The 23,585-nt window shown below is 44.6% G+C and carries 21 protein-coding genes; 6 read left to right on the top strand and 15 right to left on the bottom strand.

The features are described 5' to 3' along the window. The first annotated feature begins 62 nt into the window (after positions 1-62). Together ACVBIU_RS12905 and ACVBIU_RS12900 are read left to right on the top strand one after the other, a co-directional pair. Entirely contained in the window at positions 63-692 is a 630-nt protein-coding gene (locus ACVBIU_RS12905; protein ID WP_447163955.1) for a protein disulfide oxidoreductase, read from the top strand. Positions 693-836: 144 nt separating this feature from the next. Then, the gene (locus ACVBIU_RS12900; protein ID WP_447160734.1) at positions 837-1,049 is read left to right on the top strand and encodes a dodecin; all 213 of its coding nucleotides are present in this window, start codon (positions 837-839) and stop codon (positions 1,047-1,049) included. A gap of 27 nt (positions 1,050-1,076) precedes the next feature. Here the strand turns inward: ACVBIU_RS12900 and queG are convergent, their stop codons facing one another. The 3 genes from queG to ACVBIU_RS12885 all read right to left on the bottom strand — a co-directional run bounded on the left by queG (position 1,077) and on the right by ACVBIU_RS12885 (position 6,524). Further along, complete coding sequence (queG, locus tag ACVBIU_RS12895; RefSeq protein WP_447163954.1) at positions 1,077-2,261, bottom strand: tRNA epoxyqueuosine(34) reductase QueG; 1,185 nt, start codon at positions 2,259-2,261, stop codon at positions 1,077-1,079. Positions 2,262-2,397: 136 nt separating this feature from the next. Next, complete coding sequence (locus ACVBIU_RS12890; protein ID WP_447163953.1) at positions 2,398-4,296, bottom strand: diguanylate cyclase; 1,899 nt, start codon at positions 4,294-4,296, stop codon at positions 2,398-2,400. A gap of 344 nt (positions 4,297-4,640) precedes the next feature. After that, positions 4,641-6,524, bottom strand: a complete 1,884-nt coding sequence (locus tag ACVBIU_RS12885; RefSeq protein WP_447163952.1) for a diguanylate cyclase — start codon at positions 6,522-6,524, stop codon at positions 4,641-4,643. A gap of 187 nt (positions 6,525-6,711) precedes the next feature. On the opposite strand from ACVBIU_RS12885, the gene ACVBIU_RS12880 reads away from it, so the two are divergent. After that, on the top strand, positions 6,712-7,236 hold the full coding sequence (locus ACVBIU_RS12880) for a phosphatase PAP2 family protein (protein ID WP_447163951.1): 525 nt from the start codon (positions 6,712-6,714) through the stop codon (positions 7,234-7,236). A 56-nt stretch (positions 7,237-7,292) separates the two neighbouring features. After that, on the top strand, positions 7,293-7,730 hold the full coding sequence (locus tag ACVBIU_RS12875; RefSeq protein WP_447163950.1) for a DUF3069 domain-containing protein: 438 nt from the start codon (positions 7,293-7,295) through the stop codon (positions 7,728-7,730). Between the two features lie 389 nt (positions 7,731-8,119). Here the strand turns inward: ACVBIU_RS12875 and ACVBIU_RS12870 are convergent, their stop codons facing one another. The 7 genes from ACVBIU_RS12870 to ACVBIU_RS12840 all read right to left on the bottom strand — a co-directional run bounded on the left by ACVBIU_RS12870 (position 8,120) and on the right by ACVBIU_RS12840 (position 15,977). Then, on the bottom strand, positions 8,120-8,746 hold the full coding sequence (locus ACVBIU_RS12870; RefSeq protein ID WP_447163949.1) for a LysE family translocator: 627 nt from the start codon (positions 8,744-8,746) through the stop codon (positions 8,120-8,122). A gap of 113 nt (positions 8,747-8,859) precedes the next feature. Next, positions 8,860-9,069, bottom strand: a complete 210-nt coding sequence (locus ACVBIU_RS12865) for a hypothetical protein (RefSeq protein ID WP_447163948.1) — start codon at positions 9,067-9,069, stop codon at positions 8,860-8,862. A 113-nt stretch (positions 9,070-9,182) separates the two neighbouring features. Beyond that, a complete protein-coding gene (locus ACVBIU_RS12860; protein WP_447163947.1) occupies positions 9,183-9,605 on the bottom strand; it encodes a hypothetical protein in 423 nt (140 codons plus the stop codon). A gap of 1,080 nt (positions 9,606-10,685) precedes the next feature. Further along, entirely contained in the window at positions 10,686-12,374 is a 1,689-nt protein-coding gene (locus tag ACVBIU_RS12855) for an NAD-dependent malic enzyme (RefSeq protein ID WP_447163946.1), read from the bottom strand. A gap of 539 nt (positions 12,375-12,913) precedes the next feature. Further along, entirely contained in the window at positions 12,914-13,387 is a 474-nt protein-coding gene (locus ACVBIU_RS12850; protein ID WP_447160745.1) for a DUF1456 family protein, read from the bottom strand. Positions 13,388-13,472: 85 nt separating this feature from the next. Further along, entirely contained in the window at positions 13,473-14,690 is a 1,218-nt protein-coding gene (locus tag ACVBIU_RS12845; protein ID WP_447163945.1) for a serine hydrolase domain-containing protein, read from the bottom strand. A 24-nt stretch (positions 14,691-14,714) separates the two neighbouring features. Further along, positions 14,715-15,977 carry an Nramp family divalent metal transporter gene (locus ACVBIU_RS12840; RefSeq protein ID WP_447163944.1) on the bottom strand — a complete coding sequence of 421 codons (1,263 nt, stop codon included), beginning with the start codon at positions 15,975-15,977 and terminating at the stop codon, positions 14,715-14,717. A 440-nt stretch (positions 15,978-16,417) separates the two neighbouring features. Between ACVBIU_RS12840 and ACVBIU_RS12835 the strand changes: the two genes are divergently transcribed. Continuing rightward, positions 16,418-17,041, top strand: a complete 624-nt coding sequence (locus ACVBIU_RS12835) for a glutathione S-transferase family protein (protein ID WP_447160748.1) — start codon at positions 16,418-16,420, stop codon at positions 17,039-17,041. Positions 17,042-17,344: 303 nt separating this feature from the next. On the opposite strand, the gene ACVBIU_RS12830 is transcribed toward ACVBIU_RS12835, so the two are convergent. The 4 genes from ACVBIU_RS12830 to ACVBIU_RS12815 all read right to left on the bottom strand — a co-directional run bounded on the left by ACVBIU_RS12830 (position 17,345) and on the right by ACVBIU_RS12815 (position 21,724). Further along, positions 17,345-17,845 carry a DUF4447 family protein gene (locus ACVBIU_RS12830; RefSeq protein WP_447160749.1) on the bottom strand — a complete coding sequence of 167 codons (501 nt, stop codon included), beginning with the start codon at positions 17,843-17,845 and terminating at the stop codon, positions 17,345-17,347. A 53-nt stretch (positions 17,846-17,898) separates the two neighbouring features. Further along, entirely contained in the window at positions 17,899-18,303 is a 405-nt protein-coding gene (locus tag ACVBIU_RS12825; protein WP_447160750.1) for an SMI1/KNR4 family protein, read from the bottom strand. A 188-nt stretch (positions 18,304-18,491) separates the two neighbouring features. Further along, on the bottom strand, positions 18,492-19,280 hold the full coding sequence (locus ACVBIU_RS12820) for a RelA/SpoT domain-containing protein (protein ID WP_447160751.1): 789 nt from the start codon (positions 19,278-19,280) through the stop codon (positions 18,492-18,494). Between the two features lie 359 nt (positions 19,281-19,639). After that, complete coding sequence (locus ACVBIU_RS12815) at positions 19,640-21,724, bottom strand: M13 family metallopeptidase (RefSeq protein ID WP_447163943.1); 2,085 nt, start codon at positions 21,722-21,724, stop codon at positions 19,640-19,642. 432 nt (positions 21,725-22,156) lie between these two features. On the opposite strand from ACVBIU_RS12815, the gene rsuA reads away from it, so the two are divergent. Continuing rightward, entirely contained in the window at positions 22,157-22,849 is a 693-nt protein-coding gene (gene rsuA, locus ACVBIU_RS12810) for a 16S rRNA pseudouridine(516) synthase RsuA (RefSeq protein WP_447163942.1), read from the top strand. Between the two features lie 181 nt (positions 22,850-23,030). Here rsuA and ACVBIU_RS12805 read toward each other — a convergent pair. Next, positions 23,031-23,585: transposase (locus ACVBIU_RS12805; protein ID WP_447163941.1), on the bottom strand; the 555-nt coding region annotated here is incomplete at its 5' end.

Genomic DNA, 23,585 nt, shown 5'->3' with positions numbered 1-23,585 from the left:
CCGGTCTTATAGAGTCATATTCATTTTACTGCCGCAATATAATGCCGGTAATGCTGAGCGCTATGGCCGAAAAGAAAGCGACCGAAAAGAAAGCGACCGAAAAGAAAGCGACCGAAAAGAAAGCGACCGAAAAGAAAACGACTGAAAAGAAAATGACAAAAAAACAATCGCCAGAAAAAAAGCCGACATTGAAGCACCGTATTGGTGGTTGGATTAAGCAGTTATTGATTTTGCTTATCATGCTGAGCGCCGTAGCTTGGGTCATGGATAAGTGGCGTAGTAGAAACTTAGAGGTCAATGATTTTCCGATGATTAGTGGTGTTGCTATCACAGGTGAGAAGATTAACGTATCGACGCTTAGTACCGATGGGCCCGTTTTGGTGTATTTTTGGGGTACATGGTGTCCTATTTGCCGTTCGGTAAGCCCATCTGTTGAGGCTATTTCGGCTTATTTTCCAGTGGTGAGCGTGGCCATTGCATCGGGCACTAATAGTGAGATAAATGATTATATGCAGGACCATGATTATCACTTTCCTGTGATTAATGATGCTGATAATCGCAGTGCCCAAGATTGGTCGGTGCATGTTACACCGACTCTGATTATCATCAATGAAGGCAAAGTGGTGTCTTATACCACCGGCTTTACTAGCCTTCCAGGGATCGGATGGCGTATGTTTCTGGCATCATACTGATTGAAATAAACTGTGCATGCTGTCTTTTGAGGGAAAATTGCTCTTATATTTACCGCGAGTGTTGGGGGGAATTCTTTGTCCTGACTATCACAGAGGTTGTTCTATACTGACTAAAGTTATTTCCTTCTCATCGCTGGAGTCATTATGAGCCATACCTACAAAATTATTGAATTGACCGGGTCGTCACCTATTAGTTCTGATGAGGCCATCAAGAATGCGATTGCCGCGGCAAATGAATCATTGAAGCATTTGAGATGGTTTCAGGTGGTTGAAACTCGTGGCCACCTTGAAGAGGGGTTGGTGGCGCACTGGCAGGTAACAATTAAAGTCGGCTTTACCTTAGATCCAAATGCATAACAGCTCTCTAATGATCTGTTATTAGGCCTACGCGTCCCGCGCTAGGCCTTTTTCGACACTGCGGATCACCCTTTGGGTTTTGCGGCTTAGGTTCTGCTCATCTGCTGCTTGTTGCTGTAGAGCCCAATCAATATGCTCTATCACCATATCATCGACTTCATTCGATAGTTTACGGGCCTCAAGCGCTGCGATAATCGCTTCACTGTGGGGCGCATTACCCAGCGCAACGGCGATATTTCTAAGCCAACGTGCATGGCCAATCCGGCGAATAGGGCTACCTTCAGTGAGCTTTAAAAATTCAGCTTCGCTCCACGCAAACAGCTCAAGTAGCTGTGGCTGCTTAAGTGAGGGGCGAGTATGAAAGTCGGTTTCATCGGTGAGTGGCGCGTTAGCGTTTACTGGGCAGACGAGTTGGCAATCATCGCAGCCGTAAATACGGTTACCAATAGCTTGTCTAAACTCTACTGGAATGGCGCCTTGTAGCTCAATGGTTAAGTAAGAGATACAGCGACTACCGTCAACAACGTAAGGCTCAATAATCGCGTTGGTCGGGCAAGATTTAATGCACGCTACGCACGTGTTGCAGCCTTCACTAATAGGAATATCGACGGGCAAAGGCAGGTCGATTAATAGTTCACCCAAGAAGAACCAGCTGCCAGCGTCTTGGTTGAGTAATAAGCTGTGTTTACCTGTCCAGCCAAGGCCTGCCTTATCGGCGAGAGGGCGCTCTAAAATAGGGGCAGAATCAACGAAAGGGCGAGAGTTTGGTTTGCTAATGCCTAGGTTTTTCAACTCAGCTTCGATTCTATCACCGAGCTTTTTAAGGCGGCTACGGATCATCTTGTGATAATCACGCCCGCCAGCATAACGCGAGATATAGCCAAGATTAGGGTCTTTAAGGTTAACCGCAAAACCGGCTTCGGGTGGTAGATAGTTCATGCGAGCGGCAATAACCCGCTTAGTGCCGGGGTGAAGTTCATAAGGTCTAGCGCGCATCATGCCGTGATTGGCCATGTAACTCATATCACCATGATAGCCCTTGTCTAACCACTGCTGTAATTTGGGCTCCTCGGTGCTTAAGTTTGTATCGCAAATACCGATTTGGGCAAAGCCTAACGCTTGGCCCCATGCTTTAATGTTAAGGGCTAATTCGCCGAGCTGAGTGGGCGTTAAGGTGTCGATTGCAGCAAGTTGTGAAGAAGAGTCAGACATAGGTCTATTGTCGGCGAAAAGTATCGGCGAAAGTAACGGCTTTAAGTAAGCGCTAATGATAGCAGTTATTGAGAGTAAATAGGTATCCTGAGATGTTATTCGACTCTTCTTGGACTCATCTTAGACTCTCAATGGGCTAACTCACTCTAGCTTGATTACGGCCTTCGCTCTTAGCTAGATAGAGTGCATCATCGGCGCGTTTTAGCAGCTGCGACAGCTTGTCGTCGCTTGACATTAAGCTGGCAACGCCAGCGCTAATGGTCATGCTAAAGCCCTGTGGGAACTGACTAAAGTTGCTATTACAGACGGTTAGCACTAAGGCCTGCGCTATTTTGTAGGCCTGCGCCTTGTCGGTATCTGGCAGGATAATCAAAAACTCTTCGCCGCCGACACGCGCGGTTTGATGCTCCGGGGCGAGGGCACTGCGGCAGATCTCAGCGAGTAACTCAAGAGCCTGGTCGCCTACCTCATGTCCAAAGTTATCGTTAATCAGCTTAAAGTTATCTGCATCGAAAGCGATGACTGAAAAACAGCTCTGTTTTATTTTTGTTTCTTCAAAGCATGTTTGCGCTTTGCTATAGATATAGCGCCGATTTGGTAGTTGGGTTAGATCGTCTGTGAGCGCCAACTTTGATAATAATGTGTTTTTCTGGATCTGCATGTAAGCAAACACCGACACAATCAGCATCAAAAAGCCGCCTAGCAAGATGATGATCCATTGCTGGAGCTCATTTTTCTCCAACATGGCCAGCTCTATCTCTCTGAGCTTTTGGTTTTCGATGAGATGACGATTCTCTTGCTCTATCTGATCGGCATTGAACCGTGTGCGCATTTCGGTGGTGTAGCTTGATAGCTGTTTGGCATCAAGCTCGTTGTGGATAGTCATGTACTGCTTAAGCGCCAGATAAGCTTGTTTCCAGTTATTTTGACTGAGAAATATTTGGCTTTCTACCAACTGCAGCTGTGCTAAGCCACGTATATTCTTTATCCGTTTAAAGGCACTACGCGCCAGTGCTATGTTGTCATGGGCCTGGGATAATTGACCATCGGCTAAATCCACTTGAGCGAGAAATAGATGCATGAAGCTGAAGAAACCTTCATCAGATGGCAAAATAAAAGGTTTAGCTTCATTTAAATATCGTTTTGCTTCATCAAGTTCACTCAGTTTTATTAGCGTTCCTGCAATATTGACCGCGACAGTTGCTTGCTCGAGTTCGCGCCCTTTAGCTTTCCAATACAAGTAACTAGTTTCAAACAGTTGCTTGGCATGCTCTAAATTCCCTAACTCTTCTTCGGCAATGGCAATGGCGACTGAAATGCTATTTGCGGCATCAAAGTCTTTACTCTCTATTTTACTTTTTTCGAGCTTTTTAAAGTAGCGAATGGCATTTTTCTGATCGCCAAAGCGGCGATAGCTAGTGGCGATTTCGTACAGGTTAATACTGACCCAAGCGGGTAAGTTAAGACTTTTATAGAGGGATTGCGAGGTGATTAAGTCCTCTAGCCCCTGGGTGAAGTTACCTTGATAAGAATGAAGGTAACCGCGCATACCTCTGGCATCGGCAATGAGGCGTAAGTTCTCAAGCGCATAAGCTTGATTGATCGCCTTGTTGTAGCCTTGCAGTGCTAGCTCAACATTGCCGTCTTGCTCGGTATACCAGGCCTGGCAGAGTTCTAAATCTAGCTTGTCGTTAGGAAAGCGAGCTAGATCAGGGTGGGTAAGTGCATGCTGAGCAAACGCTAATGCTTTGGCTGCCTCTCCCTCTTTAAATGGATCAAATGACCAGCACTGCGCTCGGGTTAGGCGCATCTTTCTTGCGATATCATCTTTAGCGATTAGCGTTTCAAGCTCGGCGACATAAGCGAGGTGAACTTGGTTGTTATTAACGGTGCCACTATCGAGTAGTGTAAAAATCGCATCGGCTTTTTCTGCATTGCTTTGTTCTGCATAGTTTTGCTCGGCATAACCGAAAACACTCACACAAAGTAAGCTTAAAAACAGAATGAGTTTTATTAACAAAAACGGCTTGGGCATTTAGCGCTTTCTTAGCATTAAAGTCATTGATAATCATGCACAAGCATACACGATAAAATATATATTTTAGTTATTTTTTAACAGAATCAATCATGGCGAATGCTCAAATACCTCTTCTAGTGCATTGCTTAGTTATGGCGTGTGATTGCATCTATAACAAGCGAATGCAGGCTTAGCCAGTACTATTGACGAGAATGGGGGCAGTAACAGGGGCTGTAATTGGGACGGTTACTGCAACTGGAATTACAGGGGGAGAGGCCTGCTATTATACATAGCAGGCCTTAGGTATATCGCTAATAAGCAGCAGTTAAAAGCCTAAAGAATAGCCTTAGTAGCCTAGCCATTTAGCACATTTCAACCTGGTCTCGGCCGTTTGTTTTTGCTAAATAAAGCGCGTCATCGGCGCGTTTTAGTAGCAGTGACAGCTTATCGTCACTCTCGCTAAGCATCGAAACGCCAGCACTGATAGTAATCGAGAAGTCCGGCGGGAATGAACTGAAATCAGCATCGCGAACTTGATTGACTAGGTCCTGGGCTATCTTAACGGCTTGGGCTTTATCTGTATCTGGCAGAAGAATTAGGAACTCCTCACCACCTACTCTGGCAGCTTCATACTTAGAATTTAGCCCTTCTCTACAGGTATTGGCGAGCAGCTTTAAGGTCAGGTCGCCTACTTCGTGGCCATACTTGTCATTAATGCGTTTAAAATAATCAGCATCGAAACTAATAACCGACAAAGGTTGCTGGGTTTTGCTTGCACGCTCAAAATGGTGCTGGGCCTGAGTGTAAATATAACGCCGGTTAGGCAGCTGAGTGAGATCGTCTGTGAGCGCTAACACAGACAGTAACCTATTCTTTTGTATCTGATTATAGGTAAAAATCGACACGATAATCAGAATGATGCTACCCATGAAAATAATCACCCATTGCTGAGCTTCATTTTGTTCCAGCATCGCCAACTCAAGTTCTTTGAGTTTATGGTTTTCAATTAAGTGGCGATTCTCTTGCTCTATTTGGTCAGCATTAAAGCGAGTTCGCATCTCAGTGTTGTAGCGAGAGAATATTTTTTTATCGAGCTCCATATGAAGCTCCATATATTTGTGTAGCGATAGATAGGCTGCCTGCCAATCGAGTTGCTTAAGAAAGATTTGGCACTCTACCAATTGCACCTGCACCAGCCCCCGCAGGCTTTTGACTCGCTCAAAAGCTTGCCGTGCTAACTGTATGCTGTTGTGAGCTTGGGTAAATTGTCCCTGCGCCAAGTAAACCTGGGCATAAAACAACTGCATATAATTATAAAACCCCGACGCAGATGGAGTGATAGAAGATGTGGCTTCGTCTAAATATTGGCGGGCTAAGTTGATCTCTCCTAATTTGATTAAGGTACCCGCCATATTAACGGCTACGCCAGCTTTCTTGAACTCTTTACCTTTGCTATCCCAGTAGTGGTAACTTTCTAAGTACAGCTTTTTAGCTTCAGCAAAATTATTTGCTTCTTCTTCTGCGATAGCAATTGATGAGATCACAGTATTGGCTTTATCAAACTGCGCGTTATTAATGTGACTCTCATGTAATTGGTTGAAATAGCGAATGGCATTGTCTTGATCACCTAAGCGGCGATAGATGGTCGCGATCTCGTATAGGCTGTGTTGCACCCAGGTTGTGACGTTGAGACTTTTATAAAGGGTTTTAGCCGTCATTAAGTCTTCGAGCCCCAAGGTGTAGTTACCTTGGAGGGATGCTAAAAATCCACGCATCATGCGCACGTCAGCCATCAGGCGTAAATTTTCAAGCTTATAGGCTTCATTTACGAGTCGGTCGTAATAGGCGGCGGCGGTGGCTACATCGCCTCTTTGCTCTGAAAACCAAGCGTAGCAAAGCTCTAAATCTAATTTGTCATCGGGAAAACTGGCTAACTCTGGTCGGGTTAGGGCCTCTTTCGCGAATAATAGGGCCTGGGCAGTCTCAGCATCATCATTCATGTTAAACGACCAGCAGGTGGCGCGAGTTAAAAGTAGCTGCCTAGCAATGTCATTTTTAGGCACTAATGATGTGAGTTCTTTGAGGTATTGTTTTCTCTCGGCGTTATTTTCAACGACACCGCTATCTAACATATCAAATAGCTTGTCAGCTTGAATTATATCGATTTCAGTAGCAGTAACTGGACGGCTTACAGAGAGTAAGCTTAGGGCGAGCATAAAAAGAGGTAACAGGGTCAGCTTGTTCATTGAGATTTATTTTATGTATTAAAGTCCTTTATATTCATGCAGTAGGATACACGATGGTAACGAGGTTTAACTAAACTTAAATTGCGAGTAAGCGCAAATAGATCACACCTTAGACAAGTTTTTGCATTTGTGCTGAGCAGCCTGTATAACAACGGCCTTAAAATAGTTCGTCAATAAGGTCATAAGGATGAGAAAAGTCTTTGCTTGTTTACTGTTGCTGGCAAGTGGGTCAACGTTTGCAGCATCTGATTTAGAAAAGTCAGGTGATGTATTGCACCTATTAATTCCTGCCGCAGCATTGGGCACAAGCCTTATTTATGAAGACGACTTTGAGGGCGCATGGCAGCTGGCCAAAACGGGGATAGTGTCACGTTTAGTCGTGGAAGGCCTTAAGTACAGCGTTGATAAAGACCGCCCCGATGGCTCAGGCGATGACTCGTTTCCATCAGGGCACACCGCCGACAGTTTTGCCGCGGCAACCTTTGTGCAGCAAAGATACGGTTGGCAGTGGGCTATACCTGCCTATATTGGTGCCACTTATGTCGGTTATACCCGGGTAGAAAGCGACAAACACCATGTAGAAGACGTATTAGCTGGCGCGGCAATAGGCATATTATCTGGCCTATACTTTACCGACCCATATAAAGGCATTACGGTAACGCCAATCGTAGGTAACGGCAATTACGGTTTATATGTAAGCGGTAAGTTTTAAGCCAAATTAATTTGAATAAAGAGTGCGTCAATCGCGCTCATTTGTAGAGAAAAATCATGACAGAAGTAAGCCAAACTTATAGAGAACGTGCCGAGCAGGTTTCATTAAACGTGTGCAACACAGTAATGCCAATGAACGACATTCCTGAAGGTTTGTTCGAAGCCTACGCAAACCTTTGCAACGAGCTAATTGAAGACACCGACCTTAAGTTCAGCTCGGGTTGGGATGCACTACCAGCCAGTGCCAAAGGCCTATTGCCGAGAGAAGACTTCCACGGTTTTTACATTGCTAACGCATGGTTTCAACTAAGTCGCGTAGCCCAAGATATCGCTGAAATGGCAGAGACTGACGATGAGATTGCCGAGAAAGAATATAACGGTATTTTCACTCGCTTAGCTGACGCATCACTTAAAGAGAGTGTTCGCAAGCTTAAGAAAGCCCGAACGGATCGCTCAATGCTGTATAGCATTAAGACAGTGATAGCTGGCAAATAGTTGGTTTAGCTTTTTGCTAAAAAGTTAAGTCAAAAAGGCTATTTCAAGAGGCTATGGGAGTTTTCCCGTAGCCTTTTCTTTTGCGTGTAGATAACGCAATTTTCTATCTTTTCTTAGAAGGGTGATATTTTTTAGGCTGCGAGTAGCATCCAGCAGCGGTGGTTCCAATGGCCTGCGGCCAGCGCAGACACTGCCGTGACACGCAGCAAGTCCATCCTTGGAAGCTCGGCCATGACGTCCATGTCATGGACGGTCACGGCCGTATCTACACCAAATTAGAAAAGTACAACTTTTGACATTGGAAGTTATGGCTGTCCTATCTTTTTGTAATGTGTAGCGAAGTGAAACGTAACTCACTGTTTTAGTTCCGTTTAACTTCCTTGTTATATTTACTTTCCCACAGATGCCATCTTAATTCCTGCAAAGATTAGCATGGCCCCAGCAGAACGATTAATGAATTTAATAATTGCAGGTTTTATGCCCACGCGAATTGATTTAAATCCTAAATATCCATAAAGAGAATAACAAAACAGATCTAAAATTAGTGTTATTAAACATAATACTGCTAATTGAGGCAGAATTGGATTCGATATATCAATAAACTGCGGTAGTAACGCCGAAAAATACAAAAGAGCCTTAGGATTAGATAATTCTAAAACAAACCCTTTTAAAAACACTTTATATCCACTGCCTTTTTTACTATTAGATGGATTAATACTTAAAGGACCAGATTCGCTAAAAATAGCACTAAAGCCAAGGTAAAGAAGATATGCAACACCTACCCATTTTATTACAGAGAAAAGTGTATGCGAGGCAATTAGCAACGCTGCGATTCCAGTAGCAGACAGAACAAAAAATACTACGTTTGCTATCGCAATACCTAAGATAACGAGGAAAGATCTCTTAAATCCATTAGAAGCTGATTCTGCAGTAACCGCTATAGCAGCAGGACCAGGCGAAAGTACAACCACAAATGTAGTTGCAAGAAAAAGCATTAGTGTCTCAAATGGTATCATCAGACTTTCCTTAGATAGATGTAAATATAACGCCCCAATAATGGGCAAATAACAGTTGGTTAAAATGTTGAGGAACGAAAACAGCCAACTGATTTCTGTCCTTATTTGTTAGGTTATTTTAAGTTTTTCCACACGTAAGGCGCAGAAAAAAACAAACCAAATAGAATAAATAATTCTATATTTGGATTGATAACCGCTGAAATGGTTGTACCAACTAAAGGCATTGATAATGCACTAAATACAAAAACCACTAAATATGACAAAAACACCGCAGCTACAACAAACTTGATGTACCACGTTAAACCTTTTTTAATATCTTCCATGATTAAATCTCCAAATTAACCTAACGCCCTGCTAATAAGTGAACCAAGTGCTGGCGGGCGATTTGCTCAGCAAATGGCATGACAGCCTTGGTGAATCTGAATTTGGCAGCTTGTTAGCTATCCCTTTCGGATTCGACGTCTTTATTAGACCAGATTAAGCCGAGCTCAGGGCTTTCGATTGTAAAACTAGAGAAGACACAACTATAGGACTGCGCGACGTCACACATAAACTCTACCCAGTCAATAAAATCAACTTGGCTTAGTTCATTGCCATAGGGTCGAGTTGTGCCACTTAAAAACTGATATCCTTTATCATCTACATCACTGAATTCCAGTTCATAGTTTTCACTTAACTGTTTACCCAGTTCTTTTAGTTTTTCGGGAAGATCGCAAAAATGAGTAAAATCCATGGCAAACACAGTTTCACTTGAAACTCCTGCTTTCAACATGTTTTCCCAAAGTATTGTTGCTTCGTCTACCTTTCGAGTTTTGATTCTTGAGTAGTAGTCATCCCAAGTTTGTTGAGGATCGTCCATGATATTCCTTGTATAGCTAACATTTTAATATGACGCTCGCGCGCTTTGCCGATATTTGCTTGAAAAGTGCGCACTACATTGTTTAATAAAAATTAAACAATAACAATAAATTAAACGTCATCATTAATGATTGTATCTAATATACCTTGGGTAAAAGCGCACTCGCGCACTTTGCTCGCCTGTTATCCCGCAAAAACGAGAATGCACACATATATCTTTATGATTTAGCGGAACAGTACGAAAGCTTAAAATGAAGCACTAATTATTCAGTGTAGATAAGGCTGCGGGCTTCGATGAAATGGATGTCATCGCAGAGCTTACAGGGATTGTACTTGCAGCGTCTCGCAGCATTGTCTGCACATACCCCGCTGGAGGCGATTAATAACCATGAAGTGGCAATCCTGAACTAGCTACCCTGTAGCAACAATCCAAGAATAAATGTAATCAGCCTTCATTCCAAGGCTAACCAACTTTGGGGCATTTTCAAGTTAGAAACCGAACCATTAGTTCCTAAATTTGTACACCAATTACCACGTGTAGATACGGCCGTGACCGTCCATGACAAGGACGTCATGGCCGAGCTTACAGGGATTGTACTTGCAGCGTCTCGCAGCAGTGTCTGCACATACCCGCTGGAGGTGATTAATAACCATGAAGTGGCAATCCTGAACTAGCTACCCTGTAGCAACAATCCAAGAATTAATGTAATCAGCCTTCATTCCAAGGCTAACCAACTTTGGGGCATTTTCAAGTTAGAAACCGAACCATTAGTTCCTAAATTTGTACACCAATTACCACGTGTAGATACGGCCGTGACCGTCCATGACATGGACGTCATGGCCGAGCCTCCAGGGAAGGACTTGCTGCGTGTCACGGCAGTGTCTGCACATGCCCCGCTGGAGGCGATAGATATTTTCGAAAATGAGTGAGGTTCAACAACTTCGTCGGGGCGGCTGGGGAGATGCAAGAGGGGGAAGCAGTTGTCCCCCTTTTGCCCGAGTGTGAGCTGGAAGCTCACGACTTTTATCAAGCGAAGCTTGATTGCTCAAACTTCGTTAGTTAAGGTTTCGAAGCAGAACCTTAGAAAGCAGTTCTTTTATAATTTCGATATTCTGCCATCCAGAAGTTATCCTCAATCGCATAGGTCAGCAACTCATTAGTTGTTGGCAACGCATGGCCTTCTTCAATTGCTACTCTAGCAACGGCAAACGCAATATGCTTACTCACCTTATGGATATCTTCAAGCTTAGGTAATAACGAGCCTTCACCATCAATAGCCAGTGGTGAGCACTCGGCTAACGCGCGGCTCGATGCCATCAACATGGCATCGCTGACACGCTTTGCCCCAGAGGCTAATACGCCAAGGCCAATACCAGGGAAGATATAACTGTTATTACACTGGGCAATTTCATAGGTCACATCGTCAACAACTACGGGCTCAAATGGGCTGCCTGTCGCGACAAGTGCCTGACCTTGAGTCCAATGCAAAATATCTTTTGGTGTGGCTTCAACGCGGCTAGTCGGGTTCGACAGTGGGAACACAATTGGGCGTTTGCAATGGCTGTGCATCGCTTTGATGATCTCTTCGGTGAACAAACCGGGGGCACCTGATACGCCAATCAATACTGTAGGCTTGGCATTGTTGACCACATCCAGCAGTGAGATGTTGTCGCTGAAGTTATCCCAATTAGCGATATCATCACAGTTTTGCGCTAGCTTTTGCTGGAACGGCAGAAGGTTAGGCATGTTTGATTGCAGCATGCCCCAGCGATCAACCATAAACACTTGCTTGCGCGCTTGTTGTTCAGTGATGCCTTCTGACACCATTTGCGCCACGATTGCCTCGGCAATACCACAACCTGCAGAGCCTGCACCTAAGAAGGTAATGCGCTGCTCACTAAGTTTAGTGTTTGCCGCTTTACATGCTGCTAAAAGCGAGCCAACGGTTACAGCCGCAGTGCCTTGAATATCATCGTTAAAGCAGCAGTATTGATCTTTATAACGCTCTAGCAGTGGCATGGCGTTCTTTTGCGCGAAATCCTCAAACTGGATCAGTGCATCTGGCCAGCGGCGGTGAACGGCTTGCATAAAGGCTTCGACAAATTCGGTGTACTCTTCGCCGCCAATACGCTGGTTACGCCAGCCCATGTACATTGGGTCTTCAAGCAGGTGCGGGTTATCGGTACCCACATCTAAGGTTATTGGCAGGGTGTAAGCTGGACTAATGCCACCACAGCTGGTGTAAAGTGACAGCTTACCAATCGGGATCCCCATGCCGCCAATGCCTTGGTCGCCCAAGCCTAAGATGCGCTCACCGTCGGTCACAACGATGATTTTAACCTTTTGACGAGTCGAGTTATTAAGAATGTCGTCGATACGGTCTTTATTGGCGTAAGAGATAAATAGGCCACGGTTACGACGATAATCTTTAGAAAAACGCTCACAGGCCATACCCACAGTTGGGGTATAGATGATAGGCATCATCTCGGTAATATGGTTTTGTACTAGGCGGTAATACAAGGTCTCGTTGGTATCTTGAATGTTTCTAAGATAGATGTGTTTATCGAGATCATTGCTGAAGTTTTTATATTGGTCGTAAGCGCGTGAGGCTTGCTCTTCAATAGTTTCAATCACGTGCGGCAGTAGGCCTTCAAGATTGAAAAAAATCCGTTCTTCGTCGGTGAAAGCGCTGCCTTTGTTGATCAAAGGGGCTTCAAGAATGGCTGGACCAGCAAAAGGAAGATAGAGCGGGCGTTTATTATCGTCCATTGGAAACCTTTTCTTTATTTTTGTTAGTTGGATGACAGGTGATGCGAATCACGGAAGATTAACACAAAGCGTGATCTTTGTTAGCGGTTGCGGCCGAATTAAGCTAACTTTTTTAGATATGGGAAAAGCGAAGGCTCTAGGAAAGGCAAACAGCAAAGACGATGAAAGCCAAGACGGAGAAAGCAAAGACGGTAACAGCCGAACGGCCTGCGGCCTAGGGAACGTGACTACGTCACTACGGAACGCTGCGCTTACGGAAAAATAGGCAAGGCTGAGAAAGGTCCTAGGAACTAGGTCCTAGTTCCTAGTTCCTAGTTCCTAGGTCCTAAAACCTAGAGCCTAGAGCCTAGAGCCTAGAGCCTAGAGCCTAAGATATGTAGGTCGGGCTTTAGCCCGTCAAGCCTTTGCACTTTCTAGCAGGGCGAAGCCCGCCCTCGCAGCGTAGCGCCCTAGAGTCTAGGATCTTCTTCCTAGTACCTTCTTTAAAAAAAAAGCACCGCCGCTGGCAGTGCTTTTCTGATCACGAGTGAACGTAACTATTATTCAGCGTCTTTTGGACGGTGCTTGAGTGATAAGCCCATTAAGAAGTTACGCAGCACTTGGTCACCACATGGCTTGTAGTGCTTGTGCCCAGGCTTTCTAAATAGTGCGCCTAGCTCTGACTTAGTCATGTTGAACTCAGCAAGCTCTAACGCTTCAATGATATCTTCTTCGCGTAACTCAAATGCCACTCTTAACTTTTTAAAGATAAGGTTATTGGTCAGTTGCGATAATGGCTCTGGTACTTCTGCGCCAGGCTTTAGGCCACGCTTGTAGATCACTAAACCATCCAAGAAACGACACATGTTTTTGTCGTTGCAAGGTGTATAACCTTCTTCATGCTCTTTTTTTAGCATGTCGATGATCTCTTCTTGAGTCACTTCGTGCTTAGCTTTGGCAAAAATACGGATCATTTTTGCATTGCTTAAATCGAGGATATAGCGAACTTTACGTAAAATATCATTGTTAATCATAAGTTTGATTTCTTCTAGCTATGGGATCGCGCGGCTGCGCGATCATCGGCGGTTATTATAGCAGAAGTTAACTCTTCAATAGCAATTACTCTGCACTCTTAAGCTGTGCAGTTTCAGGTCTTGGTTCGGGTTCGGGTTCTGATTTTGGTTCAGGTTTAGCCGATAAGGCATTTTCTACTGCGGATATGCCAGCTTGATAGAGTTTTTCGACTGGACGGTTTTCCATTGCAATCAATTTACTGCGAATGCTGTTGCGAATGTCGTCATGCAAGCCAAAAGTTCTTTGGCTATCGCTCAGATCCCACGAGGTGTTTTCAAAGATAACCAGACTCACCTTTGACTTAGGGTAGTAGACCGCAAGGCTCACATAACCGGGTAGGTAACCACTGTGACTGTATTCGACTAACTGCTCGTCTCGGCTAATTTGAATGCCATAACCGTATTCTAAGACGCCCCATCTGTGGTTGCGGGTTGCTTGAGGAGAGGTCATTAACTTAAGGCTGTTGGCAGTGATCAAATTACCACTATAAAGGGCATGCTGAAACTGACTGTACGCTTCTGCCGAGGCAATCATGCCACCAAAAGCCACCAATTGATTATCGATGTTTAAATCGACTTGAGTGTAGTGAGCATGGCTTTTACCATCGCTACTTTGCCCTAGCTCTTCGACTTGGCCAAGGATCAAGCTTGGGTGTTTGGCTTGAATACTACTAATACCACCCGTTTGGGCATACAGGCCATCTAGCTTAGTTTGCTCATTGAGCTGGTTAATCAGTTGATAAATCGGTTTTTGGTAAACGGTTTCCAGTAACTCACCTAATAGCGCGTAACCATAGTTAGAATATTGAAACTGACTTCCGGGCTTATATCGGGGCGCTTCGCCGATATTGACGAGACCGGATGTGTGGCTCAGTAACTGCGACACCGTGATGCTCGGGGGAATATAGTGTTGGGTCTGGTTAGTGTCTTCTGATAAGTAGAAACTGACACTTTTCTCTAGTTCTATTAAGCCTTCATCCACCGCTTTTAAAATTAACGCCGCAGTGACTTGCTTAGATAAAGAGGCAATGACAAAGCTTGAGTTAATTTCAACATCATCACCCGAGATATAAGTAAATATCGGCTGATTGTCACGCTTGAGCATGATGATGCCGCTAAATGGGCGCTCATTTTGTGCGATAAGGGTTGGTAATTGCTTGGCGATATCGCTGCTGGCCATTCGATTCGCACTGGCTTTGTTTGCTGCCCAAAGGCAGCAGCCAACCACGACTGTGCCTATAAGTGTTTTTGTTATTAGGTGCATTTGAGGTGTAGGTGTCCGTGTACGTTATTTTGTTAGCATCCAATAGATAAAGAGCAGGGCAAAGCTTACTAAGTAAGTTAAGCCTAGCCATGAGAGCACTCTCATGGCGCTACCATACCTGTCTGCTGGTAACAGTGCTGTGCTGATCATCAACTTATAGTTAAGCCAAGCAAAAACGACCGTTGTCATAAAGGCGAGGATCATAACAAATTCCAGCAAAGGAAGTAGAGCCCCTTTAAAAAACAATATGATAATTAAGCCCAGAGCACTGATTGATAGCATTACCCCATTAAACCGTCGCTCACTATCTTGCTGCTGAGTCAGCAGTTGCCAACCCATGTTGAGGGTGCGGCTATAGCCATCTATCACCGTCACTGTGGTACTGAATATACATAAAAAGGCCACAGTGCCGATGAGATAGCGACTTTCGCTGCCCATCACCTGGCTATAAAGGTTGATTAATTGGCTGGCAAACTTAGCGCCGGATGCCGAAAATTGCTCGCCACTGCCGTACATAACTAAGGTGCCGAGGGCGAGAAAGACTATGGCGAGTAGCGCCGTCATTAAGTAGCCAAAGTTAAAGTCAAACAGTGCCTGCTCTTTGGTCACTGGAGATAACTTTTGTTTTTCTATTAGCCAAAGCGAGTTCCAAGCACTGACTTCAATCGGCGCTGGCATCCAGCCCATCATGGCGACCAGGAAGCCGATATAAGCCCATTGCCAGGGGGATTGAGGCACAAACTCTGGGTTAACAATTGCTGGTGCGTTAAAGGCCAGTGCAACGGCAATTAAGGTGGTAAGGGTTAGCGCCAGCATAATGACTTTGGTGAGTTTATCCAGCAAGGCGTAATGGCCGAAGATTAGAATAACTAGGCTGGAGACTAATACCAGTAGCGCCAGAATATCTATGGGCAAAGGGATAAATTGAGTCAGCATGGCGGCGGTTAGCATCGCAACGCCTGCGGTACTGGCGATGGCGGCGATAGTATTGAGCGCGGTAAATACCAGCAGATACTTGCGTCCTTGCTTTAAGTAACCTTGCAATAAATTCTCGCCAGTGGCGCTGGTGTATCGCGCTCCTGCCGCAAAAAATGGGTACTTAAGCAGATTGACAGCCAAAATAACCCAGGCCAGTTGCCAACCAAACTCTGCGCCTGCTCGGGTTGAGGCGACCAGATGTGAGGCTCCAATGGCTGCCGCGGCCATTAACAGGCCTGGTCCCATGGCGTTCAGTAGTGTGGGTAATTTCATTTTTTGGTTTGTTAGTGCCGCGCTGTTATGACTCATGTTTAATATCTTTTTATTGTTATAGGCAATGTTATGAAGCTGATTCTTATCTCTAGCTCAAGTTATCGGTTCAGATCCTGGTGTTAGTCTCTAACTTTTACTATTGGTTTCAATGCGTTTGAGAGTATCAGAGATCTCTTGTAAAAGGCTTATCACACTAGTCTCATTATTTTCATCTTATTTTATATTGCTGTAATTTATGTTCTTATTTCATCCATTACTTAAGCAAAATTACAGCTGATTTGAAACTGTTATATTATTAACCTGTTTTATTTTGAAATGAGCTTATTTGAAGCCGTCTCATTCTGAAGCCTATTTTGAAACTGACTTATTTTGAAACTGACTTATTTTGAAACAAAGTGCTAGTTTCTATTTTTACTGCTTCACAGTAGCTTAAGGGCTCTATTTATTCAGTTGTTATCAGGTTAAGGAAGCGCACGATGATAAAGTTATATGGCATTCCCCGTAGTCGCTCTTTAAGAGTGTCGTGGACGCTAGAGGAACTCGGTTTAGAGTGGCAATATCAATATATCAACTTTGTGAATGGCGATGGGCGTGATCCCGCGTTTTTGGCCGTTAACCCTTGCGGTAAAGTCCCCGCCTTAGAAGACGATGGTTTTGCATTAACCGAGTCTGCAGCAATCGTGCTCTACTTGGCCGAGAAATACGGTGAGGGGAAGTTATTGCCGTTAGCGGGCAGCCATGAGTCAGGACTACACCATAAGTGGATTAGCTTTATTATTAGTGAGCTTGAGCAGCCTTTGTGGACCATGGGTAAGCATAAGTTTGCCTTACCTGAAGCTCAGCGTTTAACCGAGATGTTAGCGGTAGCAAAGTGGGAGTTTGATAAGGCTGCTGCGATAGCTGAGAAGTGGTTACCCGATAGCGAGTTTTTACTGGGGGATAAGCTAAGTGTTGCCGATATTTTACTTGGGCACACCTTATTGTGGGCAACGCGATTTGAGCAAGATATTCCGCCAAAGCTTGCTGCCTATCGCGATCGACTCACCGCACGTCCAGCCATGGCCAAAGGCTTAGCAAAAGAGGAAGCTGGCGCAGCTTAACCCCTGCTTAAATTAAAAATTAAGCACAAAAAAAGCATCCATTATATAGAATAAAGTGGATGCTTTTCTTAATGTAGAACCTAGAACCTAGAACCTAGAACCTAGAACGCTTCGCTTCGAGGACGGGCTCCGCCCTGCTAGGAAAAGCAACAGCGTGACGGGCTAAAGCCTGACCTACAACAAACACTGTTGTTCACAGCTTTTAACCGGCTTTATCCGTCTCGGCTTTCATCGTTTTTGCCTTTTGCATTTCCTAGGACCTAGGACCTTTCTTTGCCTTTTCTAGTACCTCGGATCTAAAGCTTATAACTGCGTCTTCGCCCATTTTGCGCGATTTTCGCGGCTCTCTTTTAAGCCATCTTTGTCGCGGTACGCTTTATATGATTCAAAGTCTAATGGCACTAATACCACATCGACTTCTAGCATTAGCTTACATTCTTTCTTGATGCGCCAAGCTGAGGTGTTATAAAGCTCAGCTAACGGAAGAGTACCTAAAAACTCAGGGTTGTACTGGGCATAAAGTGCCTGAGTTGGGTATACCACAAAGCTTAAGGTACGCTTTGGTTCTGACTTGAATAGCTCTTCAATACCATCACAAGTATTGAGTACTTGCATCTCTATGGCTTCATCGATTTCGATTAGCTTCTTTTGTACTGGCATGTGAGCAGGTTTTTCGCCGGCTTCCCAGGCAATCACATCGGCTTCGCTGACTTTGCCAATTTCGGCAACTTGAGCTGTGGTTAACGCCAAAGAGTGACGAAGGTACTGCATTTCAATGGCATTGAAACCAAGTTCTTTAGACATGATATTTCCTTAGTAAAATTGTTGTGATGGCGTATTAGCGATATCGATGGCTATTAGCTACGCATCCATACATCTTCGGCCCAGTCCCAAAAAGATTCCCAGGTTTCTTCCTCGTCGATTTCACCATCTTGCCACAGCTGAATTTGACCTTCTTGACTAATAAAGAAGAAGTTATCGCCCTGCTGGCAAATCGGTACAAACTCACGCGGCAGGCCGACCGACCAAGCATAAGAGGTCACTTCTGACAGGTAAGTATGCGAATTGGGGTCGCTTGCGGTGACAGGCTCTAGGCTGCCACAAATCACATCACTGGCGTAGAGTAAGTATTCTTTCAGCTCCATAGGCAGTGGGATAAGAATTTCTTCTTCCACTTCAACAATTTGCTCAAACGTCGCTAGCTCTAACGGTACAGGTACCGTTTCACTCATCTCTTGCAGTTGCTCAATGATATCGTTCATAAGGTCTTGGGTATATTTGGGTGTATAGATTATTGGAGCGGAGTATAACTCCAAATCAGTTGGAAGTGCAGGTTACAGTAGTAATTAAATGCACTTATGACTTTGGGATTTAGGTGATGTTCACCGCGGGATGAGGACAAAAAAAAGGCCCGTGTTAGCGGGCCTTGTTGAATCGGTTTATCGAGGTTTTATGCTGCTACTGCATCGATAACTTTAGCTTGGTCGCTGCGCTTATACCTTAGCCATGCTTTGTGGTAAAGCTTATGTGACTCTTGACGCAGCTGAGTGATTTTTGCGTTTTCAATCTCACTTAAATCACGTTGCTGCTGTATGGCAGAGGCTTGAATAGATTGCACTTGCTCATAGACCTTATGTTCGGCGCCGCTTTTAATATCGGCAATATCGGCAAGGTGCAGCTGCACTTCGGCAATCATCTGTGACTGAGGGAGTTTAATCAGTAGGTTAAGGTCACGGTAGCCAGACTCTTTTGGGGTGGCAAAGCGGTTTTTAACCTGGATAAGTTCGCTGTCAGACTTGAGTAAGGCAAATGCTTGCATCAAGTTATGGATGTCGTTACTGACGATACTCGCTCTTACGATATCGGTGAGCTGGCTCGCGTCGTTACCAAGTTTGTTTTGTACCTTGGTCTGCGCTCTTTCGCGGCTCTTAATATCGGCCAATATTGATTGGGTTTGAGATTGTGAGGTGATCAGTTTAAGCAACTGGCTCAGCTCTTGTTGGGCGTGATTGGCTTGGCTATAGAGGGTGTCGAGATCGGCGCTAGTTTGTCTAGGCACCTGGTATTGCATAGACTGAATCGCGGTAAGCCCATCGATGTTTTTAGAAAAAGCCAGTTTGGCGGCGTAGCTACCGTTATCCTTGGTATTGTTTTGACTATGCTCGACAGTATGGGCAAAAGCTGAACGGGTCGACAGTAGCAGTAAGAATATGAAAAAAGTCCGTAATATCCGGTTCATGGCAGTCCTAGTTTGTGGCTGTACCCATAATCTAACTGGCAAATGCTTAAGCTATGCTGAATGACAAATTAACATTTGTTCATAGTGTGAGCTGTCGCTTCTGAAAAGTAACAATAAACAAAAAGCCGTTGATGAAATGAGACATCAACGGCTTTTTCGTTTTTATTAATTGGAGACCTAGAACCTAGAACCTAGAACCTAGAACCTAGAACCTAGAACCTAGGACCTAGGACCTAGAATGGTCTTGCTAGCAGAAGCAGGAGCTTGACGGGCTAAAGCCCGACCTACAACAGCCACACGCCTCTTGCTTTCCTAGGACCTTTCTTGGCATTTCCTAGAACCTAGGACCTAAAGTTTGACTACCAGATTTTCACGCGCTTATCTGGTGCAATGTACATCGCATCACCGGGCTTAACATCGTAAGTGCTGTAGAACTCAGGCATGTTAGATAGGGCACCTAGAGCACGGAACTGTGCTGGTGAATGTGGGTCAGTTGCTACGCGGTTACGCATAGATTCCTCTTTGATTTTGGCGCGCCAAATTTGGCTGAAACCAATGAAGAAACGCTGATCGCCCGTTAGGCCATCAATCACCGGGGCTTCTTTACCGTTAAGCGACTTTTTATAAGCGCGGTACGCGATAGTGACACCAGAAAGGTCACCAATGTTTTCGCCAAGAGTCAGATCACCGTTAACGTTGAGATCGTCAAATACAGCGTAGTCATTGTATTGGTCAACAAGCGCCTTACCACGAGCTGAAAACTCAGTTAAGTCTTGCTCTGTCCACCAATCACGCATGTTACCTTCGCCGTCAAACTTAGCACCTTGGTCGTCAAAACCGTGGCCCATTTCGTGACCGATAACCGCACCAATACCACCGTAGTTTACTGCGTCATCGGCTTCCATGTTAAAGAATGGCGGCTGAAGAATAGCGGCAGGGAATACGATTTCGTTCATGGTTGGGTTGTAGTAAGCATTGACGGTTTGCGGTGTCATGTGCCATTCCCACTTACGAATTGGGCTACCGAGTTTTTCTAATTCTTTTTCATGGCTAAGCTTGCTTGCGCGCTGGTTGTTGCCATATAAATCGTCAGCTTTGATAGTCAGCTTGCTGTAATCTTCCCAGCGGTCTGGATAACCAATCTTGGGATCAAATTTAGCCAGCTTATCTTTGGCTGCGACTTTCGTGTCTGCGCTCATCCACTCTAGCGACTCAATGCTATTGCCATAGGCGCCACGTAGATTTTCAACCAGCACTTGCATGCGCTCTTTTGCTTCAGGTTTAAAGTGGCGCTTAACGTACACCTTACCAACCACTTCACCGAGTAGACCATTGACCGACGACACACCGCGCTTCCAACGTGGTTGCTGCTCTTGCTGGCCGTTAAGCGTTTTAGCAAAAAACTCGAAGTTTTCTGTATCGATAGCTTCGCTTAGGCTGCTTGCTGCGTGAGTCAGCACTTGCCACTGCATGTAGGTTTTCCAGGTTTCTAGATCGGTGTCTTTAATGACTTCATTTAGACCTTGGATATAGCTAGGCTGATTGATAATGATGTCAGCTTGCTTGTCGGCGCCAAGTGTTGCTAAGTAGCCGTCCCAGTTAATGTCGGGTGCCAATGTAGCTAAATCTTTAACTTGGTATTTGTTATACGTCTTAGTGCTGTCACGGGTTTCAACCACGTCCCAGTGCTTTTTAGCTATCTCAGTTTCAAGTGCAAGAATCGCTTCAGCACTGGCTTTTGGATTGGGTAGGCCAGCTAAGGTATACATTTTTTCGATGTGCTCAAGATACGCTTTACGGATGTTCACGAAGCGCTCATCTTGGTTTAGGTAGTAATCTTTTTCTGGCAGGCTTAGACCATATTGCCAGATATGGGTGGCATAACGGCTTGAGTCTTTGGCATCGACGTTGATATAAAATGCCATGGGTGTACCGCTACCGTTAATTTGGCTGCGAGCAAAGTAAGTCACTAGATCATCTTTTGACTTAATGGCATTAACGGTTTCAAGCTCGCTTTGGATAGGTGTTACACCCAGTTTATTTAGCGTCTCGACATCCATAAATGAGTTATACAGATCGGCAACTTTCTGCTCGTCGCTACCGGCTGCAAGATTTGGGGTTGCAGCCACTTCTTCGATAATCACTTTTACATCATCACGTGACTTTTCACGTAGATCGTAAAATGCACCAGAGCTAGTGCGATCGCTTGGAATAACCGTATCTTTTACCCAGGTACCATTAACGTACGAGTAGAAGTCATCTTGTGGACGAACTGATTTGTCGAAGTTGGCAAAGTCGATGCCAGAAGTGAGGGCTTTTTCTACCGCTACGGCCGCTTCTGTTTTACCTGTATCTGGTGTTTTAACATTAGTCGGTTCGCTATTACACGCACTGAGGCCAACGATAAGGGAAGCGCATAAGCCCCCAACGAGTACTTTTTTCATTTTTCTTCCTTAATCTATACCGTCAATTTGTTGTTTTTTTAGAAGTAAGCTCTGCACTCACGCTTTTATCAAGCCAGCATGAATTACATTGAGTTACGTATGTTAAGGTTTTTAGCGTATAACGAACAAGCCCGCTCTGTAAACTTATGGGGATTATTGGGTAAACATGTGTAAGAAAAGGTTTCCTGGATTGAAATTAAAGTGCTTTTTATCAAATAGCCTGAGTACAAAGATTTAGCGTATAAGCTTTGCCCTAGGTTCTAGGGCCTAGGTTCTAGGTTCTAGGGTCTAGGTCTATAAGCTCGCCTTCTCATGCTGAAGTCCTTGCAGTGATAAGCGTTGAGTGACTGTTGATTTAAGCAAAACTTTGCCCTTTGGCGGCGCTGGCCTCATAATGTCGGCCATTATGGTTATATAAGCTGAGTTCTGCCTGTGCGTTTAGATAAATTTATTTGTGAATCGACTTCACACTCTCGTGTTTCTGCTAAAAAAGCCCTACATCGTGGTGATGTGACTTGTAATGGCGAAGTGGTTAAAAACTCGGGCTTTAAAGTTACCGATGAACATGAGATCCGTCTTGACGGTGAAGTGTTAACCATCATTGGTCCGCGCTTTATCATGCTTAACAAACCTGTTGATACGATCTGCTCAACCATAGATGAAGAGTACCCATCGGTGATAAGCCTGCTGGATGTTATTCGCCCTGAAGACTTACACATTGCTGGGCGTCTTGATGCGGATACTACGGGTCTAGTACTGATCACTACCGATGGTCAGTGGTCGCATAAGATCACCTCTCCTAAGAAAGAATGCGCTAAGCGCTATTTATTAGAAACCGCTGAGCCGTTAACTGATGACTTAGTGCAGCAGTTTAGCGACGGTGTGCAGCTTAATAATGAAGATGGCCTGACTAAACCTGCTGTACTTGAGATTTTAGGTGCTAATCAAGCGCGCTTAACGATTACTGAAGGTAAGTATCATCAGGTTAAGCGTATGCTTGCAGCCGTTGGTAATAAAGTGACTAAACTTCACCGCGAAAGTGTTGGCGCAATTGAACTTGACCCAAGTCTTGGGCTGGGCGAGTGGCGCTACTTAACCGATGTTGAGACTCAATCAGTTAAGTAAATCAGTTAAGTCAGTTAAGTTAAGGCTGTAAAGTCAGCAAGGCGACTTTAATAGGTTGATTTCAGAACTTAACGGTTACCTATGCTGAAGTTAAGTCAGTAAAGTAACGCTTAATAGTTCATTACTAGACGTAACTACACAACTATACGTAAAAAAAGGGCCCTCTAGTGAGTAATGCCGTTCACTTAAGGTGAACGGCATTTTTATTTTTGGCATACCGTTGAGGCCTTGGTTTTACTGTTCTGGGGAAAGTTCTTTCTCTGCGCCCCTCTAAAATTAAGCTTTCAGCCATATTGTGAAATCCTTTTAATTGGCGAGGTATTGCGCCTGGAGTGGAGTATGGAAGCCCAACTAGTAATGCTGTTACTCGTGCAAGTGTGCCCTTAAAACTGAGTTGATATGGCAAATAGTTTCCCTTCAAACTAAAGCTTAATTCAACCATTTGGTAACGGATTAAATTGTATGTCAGTAAGATGCCCCATAACTCTTGTTTAACTAATTCAGGTAAGCGACTGCGTAAGGTAAGACGGCTACCTAACATGTATTGTTTCTGCTCACGATAACCTAACTCTATTTCCCAGCGATGCTCGTACAGCCCTGTTATATCGGCTGTTGGAAATCGCATGGCATCAAGCATTGAGGTTAAAACTTCATAGGTTTTACCTTTTATTTTACGTGTAACAAGGCGTGCTTGAATCGTTTCAGGTAACTCAGGCCAGAGCTTTCTCGCTCTTGG

It is taken from the genome of Shewanella sp. 30m-14 (genome assembly GCF_052977125.1).
The sequence above is the reverse complement of the archived record's forward strand: the minus strand, read 5'-3'. Positions and strand labels throughout refer to the sequence as shown.

Excerpts from the sequence above, each read along its gene's own strand:
- ACVBIU_RS12905 (WP_447163955.1), top strand. The coding sequence starts at position 63 with ATGGCCGAAAAGAAAGCGACCGAAAAGAAAGCGACCGAAAAGAAAGCG.
- ACVBIU_RS12900 (WP_447160734.1), top strand. The coding sequence starts at position 837 with ATGAGCCATACCTACAAAATTATTGAATTGACCGGGTCGTCACCTATT.
- queG (WP_447163954.1), bottom strand. The coding sequence starts at position 2,261 with ATGTCTGACTCTTCTTCACAACTTGCTGCAATCGACACCTTAACGCCC.
- ACVBIU_RS12890 (WP_447163953.1), bottom strand. The coding sequence starts at position 4,296 with ATGCCCAAGCCGTTTTTGTTAATAAAACTCATTCTGTTTTTAAGCTTA.
- ACVBIU_RS12885 (WP_447163952.1), bottom strand. The coding sequence starts at position 6,524 with ATGAACAAGCTGACCCTGTTACCTCTTTTTATGCTCGCCCTAAGCTTA.
- ACVBIU_RS12880 (WP_447163951.1), top strand. The coding sequence starts at position 6,712 with ATGAGAAAAGTCTTTGCTTGTTTACTGTTGCTGGCAAGTGGGTCAACG.
- ACVBIU_RS12875 (WP_447163950.1), top strand. The coding sequence starts at position 7,293 with ATGACAGAAGTAAGCCAAACTTATAGAGAACGTGCCGAGCAGGTTTCA.
- ACVBIU_RS12870 (WP_447163949.1), bottom strand. The coding sequence starts at position 8,746 with ATGATACCATTTGAGACACTAATGCTTTTTCTTGCAACTACATTTGTG.
- ACVBIU_RS12865 (WP_447163948.1), bottom strand. The coding sequence starts at position 9,069 with ATGGAAGATATTAAAAAAGGTTTAACGTGGTACATCAAGTTTGTTGTA.
- ACVBIU_RS12860 (WP_447163947.1), bottom strand. The coding sequence starts at position 9,605 with ATGGACGATCCTCAACAAACTTGGGATGACTACTACTCAAGAATCAAA.
- ACVBIU_RS12855 (WP_447163946.1), bottom strand. The coding sequence starts at position 12,374 with ATGGACGATAATAAACGCCCGCTCTATCTTCCTTTTGCTGGTCCAGCC.
- ACVBIU_RS12850 (WP_447160745.1), bottom strand. The coding sequence starts at position 13,387 with ATGATTAACAATGATATTTTACGTAAAGTTCGCTATATCCTCGATTTA.
- ACVBIU_RS12845 (WP_447163945.1), bottom strand. The coding sequence starts at position 14,690 with ATGCACCTAATAACAAAAACACTTATAGGCACAGTCGTGGTTGGCTGC.
- ACVBIU_RS12840 (WP_447163944.1), bottom strand. The coding sequence starts at position 15,977 with ATGAGTCATAACAGCGCGGCACTAACAAACCAAAAAATGAAATTACCC.
- ACVBIU_RS12835 (WP_447160748.1), top strand. The coding sequence starts at position 16,418 with ATGATAAAGTTATATGGCATTCCCCGTAGTCGCTCTTTAAGAGTGTCG.
- ACVBIU_RS12830 (WP_447160749.1), bottom strand. The coding sequence starts at position 17,845 with ATGTCTAAAGAACTTGGTTTCAATGCCATTGAAATGCAGTACCTTCGT.
- ACVBIU_RS12825 (WP_447160750.1), bottom strand. The coding sequence starts at position 18,303 with ATGAACGATATCATTGAGCAACTGCAAGAGATGAGTGAAACGGTACCT.
- ACVBIU_RS12820 (WP_447160751.1), bottom strand. The coding sequence starts at position 19,280 with ATGAACCGGATATTACGGACTTTTTTCATATTCTTACTGCTACTGTCG.
- ACVBIU_RS12815 (WP_447163943.1), bottom strand. The coding sequence starts at position 21,724 with ATGAAAAAAGTACTCGTTGGGGGCTTATGCGCTTCCCTTATCGTTGGC.